The organism is Leeuwenhoekiella sp. H156 (assembly GCF_052218455.1).
Taxonomy (GTDB): domain Bacteria; phylum Bacteroidota; class Bacteroidia; order Flavobacteriales; family Flavobacteriaceae; genus Leeuwenhoekiella; species Leeuwenhoekiella parthenopeia.
In genome coordinates, this window is the sequence record NZ_CP197499.1 from 3,069,777 (window position 1) to 3,082,162 (window position 12,386).

The following is a 12,386-nucleotide window of genomic DNA, read 5'->3' on the forward strand; positions in this document are numbered from 1 at the left end:
AAATCATTTAAAATGTGAGATTAAATCCTGCAGATATAACCTTTGGAATAGGTTGGGCATAAAGACTTCCATAGGTCTCCGGATCAAAATATCCGTCATAATCGCTGCCAAAGACAAAAAGGTTTCGACCTTCTACATTAAAATTTAAACCGGAGATGTTAAATTTCTCCAACTGTTTGCCAGGCACAGCATAACTGAGCCTGATACTGCTGATACGGATGTAGGACATATCTTTAACCCAAATATCCAAATCGTTATAAGTTCTTCCTGCATCAAATGAATTGTACCAACTGTAAACCAGGTCGGTATTAAAACCGGGTGAATTAGCACCAATGAGTGCAGGCAAATTACCGGTACCGGCATTTAAAATTTCGGTACTGTAATTCGTCCCCGGCTGAGCTAGTGTAGGGAAATAGCTTGGGGCTGCCTGCACAGTTTGGTTGATTATAAAATTGCTTAGTATGCGTAAATCAAACTGTTTGTATTGAAAAGTATTTCTAAACCCTCCACTAAGTAGCGGAGCGCCATCACCTACATAGGAATACAGATCCCGGTGTTCCTGGCGGGTTAGCTGGCTGCCATCGGTACCTGCTTCCAAATTATAAAATTCCACAGCGGAAACCTTTTTCCCATCTTTCCAGAATAAAGGGAGACCGTTACGATCTAAACCGGCAGTTTTGATAGCAAATATGGCATTTGCACTATATCCTTTTAAAGAGGGTTTAAAATTTTCTTCGCGTATTTGAATGTCTTCAACAATGCTCTTATTTTGCGAGATATTTAAACCGCTGGTCCATTTAAAATTAGTATTGGAGATATTAACTGTGTTTATAGCAAGTTCAAAGCCCCTGTTGCTAACCGTTCCCCAGTTGGTATTGATGAAATTATACCCGCTCTCCAGCGGTACTGCTCTCAGGCCAATCAAGTCTGTACTCTTACGGTAGTAGTAATCTCCAACCAGAAAGACTTTGTTATCAAATAGACCTAAATCAATACCTATATTCGTTGAAGTAGTTTTTTCCCATCTTAAATTGGGGTTGGGGGCTCCCAAGGCCTGAATAATTTCTTCGTTCATTCCGGGTAAAATGGAGACATTGTCATAAACCCCCAAGACATAGGGAGAGGTACTTTTATCAATATTGCCCTGAATACCATAAGAGGCTCTCAATTTAAGATTGCTTACCTCGCTCAATGTATCCATAAAGCTTTCCTGATGTATATTCCAGGATCCTGCTACAGACCAGATAGGCAGGTATCGGTATTTAGGATTTACACCAAATAGATTGGAGCCATCATATCTTAAACTTGAAAATACCGTGTATTTCCGGTCATAGGTGTAGGATGCTGTGCTGAAGAACGAAGCAAAAGCATTCTCATTGTAGCGCTTATTAAGCGGGTCAAATAAAGAATTGGTTAATACCCGCTCATCGGTTATAGGAATGGTGGTAAGCGTATTAGGGTTATAGCCAAAACCTTTGGTTTGAATTTCTTCAGTTTTATTCCTTCGAAACTCTGTGCCTAACATTACATCCAGTTCGTGAAGATTATTAAATGTGGTATTGTAATTGGCAGTACTTTTCCAATTATATTGAAAAACGTCCGTATTCCAGTTTTGAATTATTCCACCATCGGGCATAAAATAGGCATCGCCAGTAGGGGTAGCGTATTGAGAACGCTGTCTGTATTTTCGAGTATAATAGCTGTTTTGATCACTGAATTTTTCGGTTCGGTTAAAGTCAAATTGCAAACCCAGCTGTGTAGATAAATGAAGGTCTTCGGTTACATCATAATCTGCATTTAAGATCGATTTTATAGAATTTGCTACCAAATCATGACTGGTATTTCTGCGCTCCTCCAGTACATTATAGTTGAGGTTAAGGTCAGAACGCTCTACCAGATCAGGATCGTAAACGTAATTCCCCTGATCATCCGTGAGACGTAAATAGGGGTTGGCATTACGGGCATAGTAGGCCGGGTTGGTATACGAGTCGGCACCGGTGATGTAAGAAAATGTTTTATTCTGACTGGCAAATACCGAAACACCAACTTTAAAATCATTAGTTATATTAAAATTATCTTTTAAGGTGATGTTATAGCGCTGTTGTCCGGTACCAATGGTACCGCCCTTTTCATCAAAAATACCGGCAGAAAAATAATAGGTATTTTGATCATTCCCTCCAGATATACTCAAACTGTATTGCTGGTTGACTGCCATCTGATATAATTGATCTCCCCAGTTTGTGTTTATCGTTCTCAGGTTATTGACGGCATTTTGTACTTCCGGATCTAATGCTGAAAATCCGTTGTTTTGAAATGTATCATAAGAATTATAGGTATTCAATATGCGAGCTACATCACCCCGATCCTTTTGGTAATTAAGATCCTCACGGCTGGCCAGAAACAATTCAAAATCTACCTTTTGAGAAGCGTTCATCAGATTTAATTTGCTGTAATCTGGTTTTTGAGTAATAAATGCGTTTGCCGAGGCATTGATGCGCATTCCACCTTTTTTACCGCTCTTACTGGTGATCACAATAACGCCATTAGCAGCTCGTGCTCCATAAATAGAGGTCGCGGCAGCATCTTTTAAAACAGTGATACTCTCTATATCCTCGGGATTAAGGCCTGCAACAGGGAAGGATTGAAGATTATCAATATTATCTTTATCACGGAACTCTTTGGGAATGTCTTCTCCTTCTAACGGAATACCATCTAAAACCCACAGCGGATCGGACGAACCGTTTAACGTTGCGGTTCCACGTATGGAAATTTTAGAAGGGGCACCTGGAGCACCACTGGTAGGCTGCACAAAAACACCAGGGAGTTGTCCGGTAAGCATTTGGTCTACTGTTGCCACACCCGCCTGCTGAATTTCAGAAACACCAATTGTGGAGTAAGCGGATGTAGCTTTGCGTTTCTCAATTTTCTGGTAGCCCGTAATCAGTACCTCGTCTAAATTCTGAGTACTTTCTTCTAAAATAATAGTCAGGTTAGCAGCGGAGCCAGACACATCAATGGTTTTGGTTTCAAAACCCATATAGGATACAACAAGCGATTTTACGGTATCATCGATTCTAAGCTCAAAATTCCCGTCAAAATCTGTGGTAGTTCCCAGCATAGCACCATCCAGCACGCCTTTTTCCTTAGCTTTACTGCCTACCATTGATGAAGAGATGTAAACGGAAGCACCAGGAATGGGCATGTTCATAGTCGCGTCAACAACAGTACCGCTCACCAGTTTCTGCTTTTTCTGAGCAGTAGAAAGGAGGGGAACGAAAATCATCAGATATATTAAATTCTTCATGAGCTCTAATGGTTCAAATTGTATTCAATTCTGGAAATAAGATCCCGATAATGCGCCTGGGTTGCCTCATCACCTCGTTTCTTTTTCTTTTGCAACAAGGACAATACGTTTTCAAGTGCTGCTCTCTTGTTTGTTCCTGCATCTGAAACACGGGGCAGGTATGAAAAGTGCACGTTTTTAAACTGTTTGGAATTTTCCGACAATGTATTTTCCTTAGTTTTTTCAAGGAGCTTATTACGGTCTACAGTGAGAACATCCACATAATTCTTTTGGGTTATCCGGTCATATAGGTCTAAAGATTTGCCTTTTTGAGTTTTTTCAAAAATGGCATCATACAATTGATCAAATAGGTATTGTTCTGTAAATACGGGATTACCCGCTTCTTCAAGAACCTGATTTTCAGTTATGCGCATGATCCGATCTGTATCCACTAAATCATAGATTACATTGGTCTGATAAATACGAAGCATGGAAACCGGGGAGTAATAGCGTTCTCCATCAGGAGCATCGCGAACTGCAAAAACTTTATCGGTAATTTCAGGGGTGAAAAGCCATTTTTGCGGTTTTATCGCGTGCTCTATCAGGTAATGCAATGCTCTCTTTTGCATGGCTGCTGGCACAGGCACGTAAGCGTCTTTTCCATCTCCATATATGGCATTGTTGAGATAAACCCCTCCTATGTTTGCCATTACGTGATGATTGTAACGCTCCCATTGGTCAATGACAGCCTTGTACAACTTTGATGCTTTATAATAGTCCTGGCCCTGTTCTTCGGTCCACTTGAGAAGATTGGGAATGATCCGCTTTAGGTTTTTTAAACCGTATTCACTTGCTTTTACCGCATCATCTCCTAAATCTTCACTTTGTGATCTGGGGTCGATCACATCTGCCTGTTGGGGACCATAAAAATAGAGCGGATCATCTTCGTGTTTGCGTATCCATTGATTTAAAATGGGTAGTTCCTCTTGAGCAGATTTACCTTCAATCCACCGGTAACCCCATGCAATAGCGTATTTATCATATATACCGATTTCCGGGGTGATATCCACAACATTATCCTCGGGCTGTGCCACGTAATTAAAACGGGCATAATCCATAATAGACGGTGCCGTCCCACCCATTCTTGAAGTAAAAGATCTCGATCTCAATGAATCTACAGGATAGCTGTGGGAGGCTCCCATATTATGTTTAAGTCCAAAGGTATGACCTACTTCATGTGAGGAAACAAACCGAATAGCTTCTCCCATCAATTCATTTGAAAACCTATTAGTTCTAGCTGAAGGATCAATGGGGCCTGTTTGAACACGAATCCAGGAATGTAAACCTTTCATCAGGTTATGCCACCAAATAATATCCGATTCCAAAATTTGTCCGCTCCTGGGGTCTACAACTGAAGGACCCATCGCGTTTTGATTTTCTGAGGCCGCATAAGTGATTACAGAATAACGTACATCATCTATATCAAAATCGGGATCTTCTTTCGAGGGAATTTTGACTTGAATGGTATTTTTAAAACCGGCTTCTTCAAAGGCTTTATTCCAATTCAAAACCCCTTTTGTTATGTAAGGCACCCACTGGGGAGGGGTAGAAGGATCTATATAATAGATTATGGGTTCTTTGGGTTCAACAAGTATTCCCTGATTGTATTTTTTGATATCCTCCGATTTTGGTTCAAGTCGCCATCGGGTTATTAGTTGCCTCGTTTCAACTTCCTGCTGTACATCTGAAAAGTAGTCCATAGGTGTACCAAAATAGCCGATGCGGTTATCTCCAAATCTTGGTTTCATAATATCTGCTGGCAACAGAACAAGATTTGTGGTCACCCCAATAGATAGGGGTAAAGCAGGTCCGCCTCCTTCACTTACGGATGTGGTTAAAAGTGATTTTACCACGATATTTTCAGGAAACGTCTTTACTTCTTCCAGAATGGATAAATCGGTTTTAATACTACCTCCGAGTCCCGTATTTGCCAGGATGTCACTAAAGCTTTTTTCCTTCCCGTTGAATATTTTATTTATTTTGATAAAGACCGAAGTTGAATCTATATTTTCAGCTTTGACATCAAATTCTTCGATTATTGACTCTCCAAAATTATCTTTAACAGAGCGGGTTATGGCATCTGAAGCTGGAGATTGTACTCGCGGATTGATGGTTTTTACCCACACTTTCTTTCGAATAGTATCTTTATAAAATCGAATCAGCTTGGTTTCAAAAGCCATCCCTTTATTTAGCCCGTGTCCGTTCAGGGCATAAGGTACGCTCGATATTTTATTGACGACCAGTAAATCTCTAGATATTAGAGAATCCGGGATTTCAAAATAATAGTCACCTTCCAGATTGTAAACATTGAATAAACCTTTTTTGAGGTTACCTTTTTTTAAAAAATGCTGGTATGATAATTTCTGGTCCGCATCGGTTAAAGAATCAATTACCTTTTCAATATCCTCCGCTCTATCTTTGTTTTGGTCTTTATCTTTCTGAGCAAATTGAGATTGATACAAAAAAAGTGCTACAAGGATGAAAAACCGACTCACGAAGACGGAAGCAATTAAAGATTTCTCCATTGATTTAGATTATTTTAACGCTAAATCTCCGTTATTTGATAAGTTAATAAAAAGCAAATGGAGTGAAGTCTTGTTTTTTAGGAGTGAAATTCGATTTTAAGGTAACAAGGGAAGAATACATTTATAATTTCCATCTGAAATTTCTGTACTAAAGCCATCGCAATCATAAAACCTATAGGTATTTTTCAGGTAGCGTAATCCCAGTTTGTGACTTTCAACAGTTTTGTTTTTTCTTGGAGTATAGGTATTGATCACCTCAATACGATCCTGATATAAAATGAGTTCAATTCGTAGCGGATTCTGTTTTGTAAATTCATTGTGTTTAATAGCATTTTCAACTACGGTTTCCAAAGCAAGAAAGGGAATTTTAGTGGAGCGAATTAATGATTCATCAACGCTGTAGTTCTTAACTACACGTATACTTTCACCAAATCTAATTTTTTGAAGAAAAAAATATTGGTCTAAGAATTTAAGCTCCTTCTTTAGCAAAATCAAATCCCCTTCTTTATTCTCCAGCAAATAGCGGTATACATCTGCCAGCTTCATAAGAAATTCCTGAGATAATTCCGGTTTTGATTCGATCAGTATATGTAGGGAATTTAGACTGTTGAAAAGAAAGTGAGGGTTCATTTTCTTCTTTAACTGGTTCAATTGTAAAAGAGCATTTTCTTTTTGATACTTTTCATTTGCGTTTATGAGTTGCTCCTTTTCTTCTACGATTTTTAGATTTTCCAGAAACTCTTCTCTTAATTGATATCGGGAAACCAGTAACATCAACATGAATATCACAAACGCAAGGAGGCTTATCCAAAGAAAATAACTGTTTATTTGTTGTGTTCGTTCGTTAAGAATGAGGTCAAGAGGAAAGCTTTCAATGATAATCAATGATGAGTTTCCAACCTGTACTTTATCAAAGTACCGCTTTACTTTCAGGTTTAAATATTCTGAAGTTGCTTCATCGGTCAACGGCGTATTATTTGAAGGAAATGTTGGATTTAAAACCTCTTTAGTTGAAACCTTTGTAAAATACGAATCTAACTTTTTACCAATAAATTTGGGATCGGGATGTAAAATGCATATTCCCGTATCGGTAGTAACAACTGTATATCCTATACGCGCTTCATTGGTTTCTGAAAAATAATTCCAAAAAGCTAACAAATCCAGGTCATATCCTACCACATAACTTAAATTATTCGAGCTTTTTTGCACATAAAATTTCCTGTAAATGACTTGACCAATAGGTTTTAAAATGGTATCTGTAAACCGCGTTTCAGCTTTGAGATACTCAAGAGGCAACCCCTTTTTAAAAAGGATGTCTTTCGTGCTATAGAGATTGTTAATACCTTTAGGGGTTAGGGTATAGGAGAAACTATTTGTTATAAGGGGAGATGTTTGGGCCAGATCTGAAGTAAATTGAAGTTTTTCTACAAGTTGGTTATCCTGATTTTGATGAGAATCTGCCAGCAGGTTTTCAGAATACACTAAAAAACTGTTCAGATTATTAAATTCAAAAGCAATACTATTCTTCTTAGAGATCAGATTTTCCTGAACAACATCTTCTAATAAATTTTCAGCAACTGAGGTGATTTTAGGGGTTATAAGAGCACTTATAACAAAAAAGACTATTATAAGAGCCAGGCTGGCGTATAAATATCGTTTGTGTTTTTTGAAGCGCGTAAGCAGTTTTGCTGAACCCATCTTAATTATTTAGCCAGTCCTTAAAAGACTGTATATTTTTTGCACTTATTAAAATGGGATCATTGAAACTAGGTTGGGGTTGTAGCTCTACTTTCAGGCGACTTTGACTGTATTTTATAATAGATTTTATAGAGTTATGTCTTACAATAAATTTTCGATTTACTTTGAAGAAATCCCGGGGTGAAAGTTTTCTTTCCAGATTCGATAAGGTATCATCGTACAAAAATATTTCCCCCTTACGGGTAAATAGAAAAAGGGATTTATCGTCAGCCATAAAATAGGCGATATCCTCACTGGTTATAGAGACTAATAAATCGCCTTTCGTAATTAAAAATCGGGTTTGGTATGTGTTTATTTCAGGAATGGTTCTTAACTGGCTTATTAAGCTTTCTAAATCCTGGCTATCAGGAGTCTCCTCTTTACGATTTGACAGCGCTATAAACTTTTCAAGAGCTCGGTTGAGGCTGGCTCTATTGTAAGGCTTTAATAAATAATCTATTGCCTGAAATTGAAAGGATTGAATGGCATACTGATCATAAGCAGTAGTAAATATGATAGGTGTTTTAATCTTTAAAGCCTCAAATATTTCAAAACTGTCTCCATCCCCCAAACTGATGTCGCTGAAGATCAGATCACAGTGATGTTCTTTAAACCAGGCAAGGGCCTCAGATACACTTTCCAATCTTTTTTTTATCGTAAGATTATAAGGTGACTGCAATAAAAGCTTCTCCAACGAATCCGCTGCAAGGTCTTCATCTTCAACTATTACCACTTCCATCCTTACGGTCTGTTTAAATTAGATACTATTAATAGAGACGGCCAAAGTTAAGAAACTTCAACACGAATAATACAGAAAGATGTCTCACAACCATCTTTTGGATGCACCCACTTAAATCCTCTTATCTCTAGAATCCCGGTCAAAAGCCACCAGGTTAAACAACTCACGCATTCTACTGCGTACGCGGTTGCCGTAGCGGGCTTCGAGTTCGTCTGCGTTTAGGTTGGTCGTGGCGTGGGTTTTAAGCTGCCGTTTGGTGCTTAAATAAAGTTCGTAACGCGATAGCAATACTTCCCCCATCACATTGAGGTCTTTACCGTAATACCGGCCGGCCGGTTCTACACCCAGATCGTCAAAGCAGTAGTATTTGGAATTGCCGTATGCTTCAATCGATTTAAACCCCAAATGATTAAAGGCAAAGCTGATGTTGCGACAGGGAATGAGTTCGTAAGGTTTTTGCAGGGGCACCAGAAAACGCAATAGTTTCATCAGGCTGGTTTTACCACAGCCTACCGGTCCGGAAAGCAGAATGCCTTTTTCGATATCGATGCCCTGAGATTCGCAATACACTTTATCGCGAATGAAGTAGGAGCAGAGCTTGCGCAGGATCTCCTGATCTTCCTCATGAATGCGAAACTTATTACCAAACTCCAGCTTGCCTTTGGCATTGAGGTAGATCAGCACTTTGGGAAAATCATAGAGCATTTTTTTACCGTTAAACGTTCCCAGGCTATACTCTACGCCACCTTCAATGATTTTAGAGGGGTTTTCCATAATCCTTGTTTTTGATGGTTCGCAGGTTGTCCGACTCGAAATCGGGTTTCTCGTTTTTAATCCAGCTGAGGGCTAAAGCCTGCCAATCCCGAATCGGCTTCCCCCCGGCATCTTCCCAGTTTGTTGCCCGGTAGTGATCGTAAAATTTTTCTGCTTCTGTGGCATCTGCGTGTTGTTCTTCAAAAAATTCTAAAACGGCCAAATAGTCCTTTGGCTGTTTTATATTGTTTGCATGTTTTGTATTGTTTGTAGTAGATACCAGTGCTTGTCCGCTTATGGGACGGTGGCGGCCTACTACCGGTACATTATCGGGACGGTAGTGTCCCAGTTGCGGTATCGTGGTGGGATGGTAGTGTTCCGCTACGTGTTCCAGTCTGGTATCAGACCCGTCTGCTACCGGTTCATCACTGGTCTCAAATAAGGTCATCTTAATGGTGCTGCCCTTATAGGGATTATTAGACGGCAGATAGGTAAGATATCCCCAATCGTTAAGCTCGGTCATACAGCGATGGTAGGTGGTCTTAGAGCCTAATTTGGCCACACGCATCAATACCCCACGGCTTACATAGAAGCCTTCGCTAAAGCGCGAACTGTTCCATTCCTGAAACAAGGCCATATAGAGGCTGATGTGGGTAGGATTTAAGCGTTCGTCGTCGTAGAAAAGCGTAAATGCTGCGTGCAGAAGCTTTATGTAATTCATACTTCAGGGTTTTAGACCGTAGTGTACCCGGTTGTCTTCCATTACTTTTTGAATATCCTGGGCATCGTAGTAGATGATGCCGCCCACTTTGGTAAAGGGCAGGGTTCCGTTGATGCGTAGGTTTTGCAGAGTGCCTGGACTAACCTGAAGCAACTCCATCACCTCAGAAGATTTGAGGTATTTTTTGAGTTTTTGGGTTCCCTGATTGTTGATAATGGTTTTGATTTCTTTGAGGAGTTCTAATTTGAACTCACGCAGATCGTCTGTGGTAATAAGTGTTGCTGGCATAGTAAAACGTTTTTAAAAAGAAAGGGACTATCGTGGTTATTCTTTTTTTTTGATAGTCCCAATCCCGGTTTGACTTTCGTTCTACGAATTTGAGGGGATTTGTACCCGTTTGTTCCCAGGGAAACCGGAGCCCCGGTTAAACTTTAACAGCCGTCAAAAACCGGTATTTCATCACAGAATGAAGGGAATTTTTGAAAATGGCTAAGCAGTTAGTACAGCTGATTTTACTTTTCGGGGGTGAACCGGAGTGGGGTGATTTAAAAGTCCTCACGGTCCATTGCCAATGTCAGATTCATAGCCATCTCGTCGAGGAATTTGGTTCTGCTTTTTTTACGGGATTTGATTTCAGAATAGGTTTTATAAACATCACCGGGATCCATATTGAAGAAATTACTTAGGGCCCGGGCGATTTCAATAATGTCGGCTTTCCCTTTATGAATGACTTTAGCGTGATACAGGGCGTAGGTAAGTTCGATAAGATCAGTTCGCGACCCGCTCCAGTCTAAATGGGGGGTGTCAGGTTCAACTGTTGGGCGGTCTGCTAATTGCGTAATTTTGGTTTTAAGGTATTCGGTAAGCAGTGCTGCGCCTGCCAGTTTTGCCGTCAAAAAATCTCGAGGTGTTGAATAATTTAGATTGTATTGGAGCCTGAGATCATCGGGATCGTAGGGGAGGGGTTCCCTGCGTATAAAGTAGATCGCGTCTAAATGGGTTTGTTTTGATTTAAGGTAGTAGGCAAAGGCTTTATGTCGCAGTTTGAAGCGGTACTCTATATCGAGTTGTTTTTTGTAAAACCTTATTTGTGTTTTAAGCGCTTTTAAAGGTTTCTCGTGCTGCAATTGGATAATCTTCCGGTAGAACAGGTTATGTGCACAAACAATGGGTTTAATGTGCTTAAAAAAGTAGATTTCTTCTGTTTCTTGTAGATCTGATATAGCTTTAAAATCCTGTTCCAGTTGCTTTTGAACCTGGGCCACATAGTTTAAGCATAACGTATACAGCTGGGGATTATACGCCTGTTCTTTGTGCAGACGTTTGAGTCTTGTTTTAAATTCCCGGATACGTAAATCCCATTCCATCACTTCCTGCTTAGAAAGCAGAAATTAATAGGAATTGATGGGTTTTGCTTTTTTTTGGTAATGGGGGATGTTTGGATTTATAAAAATTAGTTAGAAATACTGTTGATTTTTATAAAATGTAGCTGCAAATCATCTTTTATCAACCCAGATGGTCTTGATAAAAGTAGCGTCTTCCCAGTTTTCGCAATCATTTTGAGGACCATCAAAACCTCCGAAACTACAAATGGTAGTTTTACAATCTAGCGTTACAACGAAAGATTCCCCATCTGGAAAATTCATTGCAGCTATTAAATATACTTCTTCATTTTTGTATTTCCATTTCTCGATAGAGGCTCTTGGATCCTGTACTGGTCTTTCTAAGACATAAGAAACCGTATCCTGGAGGCAAATAGGTAATTCTTCTACGGGTTCTTTTTCACAGCAAATACAACAGGCTATCAGAATTAGGCTTAGGAATTTTAAGTTTTTAATTAATAAGGATTTCATGTGTTTTAAATATTTTACCCTTAGAGTACATTTACGAGATCACAGCCTCTAAAACAAAAGCTTTGACTGGATTGGCAAGCTGTCCTATTAAAATGGTATATTCAAAAGCCTAAACGAAGTGATTTGAATTGAACTGCTAGATATGCGAAAATACTGTTTCAGAAATAATCACTTATCCTATGCAGGTACTGTGTTTTTATCTCCTGCTTTCATGACTATAACAAGATACGATCAGCACAGCCAAATACGATAGGAAAATTACTTCTCATCATAATTTTCGCTTTAGGCTTTTAAATCAAAGGAAAATATTTTGAAATACGGGGCTTGCGTATTAAAGGTAATACTAGAAAAAACAGGCCAACCCCCTACAGTTGACCTGCTTGCTAACTAAATTAAATAAATTTAGTCTTAAAAGGTATCCACTTAAAATTTTGAGATGCTATCCCATTCCAAAATTTTGAAGTTTTTAGGGATGAATTGCACAAAGCAACTGACGCTTATCACATATCCATTTCGTTGGAATGGCCTATCTGATTTTGCTTGTACAAATGAAGTACATTCAGCTTTTGGAGTCAAGTTGATGTAGTCGTGATTCACGAATTACGACCTATTAAATAAGATTTATTTTAGGTTACTAATCACAAAAACAATGCTTTGTAGTTGAGTTCTACTAAAACTGAAAAAATATAGCCTTACGTATTTTGTAGAGTCTCCG

General features: G+C 39.2%; 9 protein-coding genes. All 9 read right to left on the reverse strand.

Features of this window, described 5'->3' with window-relative positions:
* Positions 1 to 7: 7 nt before the first annotated feature.
* Positions 8 to 3,304 (reverse strand): SusC/RagA family TonB-linked outer membrane protein, encoded by a 3,297-nt coding sequence (locus ACSSS3_RS13200; RefSeq protein WP_442845002.1) that lies wholly within the window; start codon positions 3,302 to 3,304, stop codon positions 8 to 10.
* 5 nt (positions 3,305 to 3,309) lie between these two features.
* Positions 3,310 to 5,868, reverse strand: coding sequence for a zinc-dependent metalloprotease (locus ACSSS3_RS13205; protein WP_442845003.1), 2,559 nt, complete (start codon positions 5,866 to 5,868; stop codon positions 3,310 to 3,312).
* Between the two features lie 96 nt (positions 5,869 to 5,964).
* A complete protein-coding gene (locus ACSSS3_RS13210; RefSeq protein WP_442845004.1) occupies positions 5,965 to 7,566 on the reverse strand; it encodes a sensor histidine kinase in 1,602 nt (533 codons plus the stop codon).
* A gap of 1 nt (position 7,567) precedes the next feature.
* A complete protein-coding gene (locus ACSSS3_RS13215) occupies positions 7,568 to 8,344 on the reverse strand; it encodes a LytR/AlgR family response regulator transcription factor (protein ID WP_442845005.1) in 777 nt (258 codons plus the stop codon).
* A 111-nt stretch (positions 8,345 to 8,455) separates the two neighbouring features.
* Positions 8,456 to 9,118 (reverse strand): ATPase, encoded by a 663-nt coding sequence (locus tag ACSSS3_RS13220; RefSeq protein WP_442845006.1) that lies wholly within the window; start codon positions 9,116 to 9,118, stop codon positions 8,456 to 8,458.
* Positions 9,102 to 9,818, reverse strand: coding sequence for a hypothetical protein (locus tag ACSSS3_RS13225; RefSeq protein WP_442845007.1), 717 nt, complete (start codon positions 9,816 to 9,818; stop codon positions 9,102 to 9,104). The genes ACSSS3_RS13220 and ACSSS3_RS13225 overlap by 17 nt, the downstream gene beginning before the upstream one ends.
* A gap of 3 nt (positions 9,819 to 9,821) precedes the next feature.
* Positions 9,822 to 10,106, reverse strand: coding sequence for a helix-turn-helix domain-containing protein (locus tag ACSSS3_RS13230; protein WP_442845008.1), 285 nt, complete (start codon positions 10,104 to 10,106; stop codon positions 9,822 to 9,824).
* Positions 10,107 to 10,363: 257 nt separating this feature from the next.
* Positions 10,364 to 11,185: an RteC domain-containing protein gene (locus ACSSS3_RS13235; RefSeq protein WP_442845009.1), complete on the reverse strand. Its 822-nt coding sequence runs from the start codon at positions 11,183 to 11,185 to the stop codon at positions 10,364 to 10,366.
* 129 nt (positions 11,186 to 11,314) lie between these two features.
* Positions 11,315 to 11,671: a DUF6970 domain-containing protein gene (locus ACSSS3_RS13240; RefSeq protein WP_442845010.1), complete on the reverse strand. Its 357-nt coding sequence runs from the start codon at positions 11,669 to 11,671 to the stop codon at positions 11,315 to 11,317.
* Positions 11,672 to 12,386 lie beyond the last annotated feature (715 nt).

Coding starts and splice junctions, on each gene's coding strand:
- ACSSS3_RS13215 (WP_442845005.1), bottom strand. CDS start 8,344: ATGGAAGTGGTAATAGTTGAAGATGAAGACCTTGCAGCGGATTCGTTG.
- ACSSS3_RS13220 (WP_442845006.1), bottom strand. CDS start 9,118: ATGGAAAACCCCTCTAAAATCATTGAAGGTGGCGTAGAGTATAGCCTG.
- ACSSS3_RS13200 (WP_442845002.1), bottom strand. CDS start 3,304: ATGAAGAATTTAATATATCTGATGATTTTCGTTCCCCTCCTTTCTACT.
- ACSSS3_RS13235 (WP_442845009.1), bottom strand. CDS start 11,185: ATGGAATGGGATTTACGTATCCGGGAATTTAAAACAAGACTCAAACGT.
- ACSSS3_RS13205 (WP_442845003.1), bottom strand. CDS start 5,868: ATGGAGAAATCTTTAATTGCTTCCGTCTTCGTGAGTCGGTTTTTCATC.
- ACSSS3_RS13230 (WP_442845008.1), bottom strand. CDS start 10,106: ATGCCAGCAACACTTATTACCACAGACGATCTGCGTGAGTTCAAATTA.
- ACSSS3_RS13210 (WP_442845004.1), bottom strand. CDS start 7,566: ATGGGTTCAGCAAAACTGCTTACGCGCTTCAAAAAACACAAACGATAT.
- ACSSS3_RS13240 (WP_442845010.1), bottom strand. CDS start 11,671: ATGAAATCCTTATTAATTAAAAACTTAAAATTCCTAAGCCTAATTCTG.
- ACSSS3_RS13225 (WP_442845007.1), bottom strand. CDS start 9,818: ATGAATTACATAAAGCTTCTGCACGCAGCATTTACGCTTTTCTACGAC.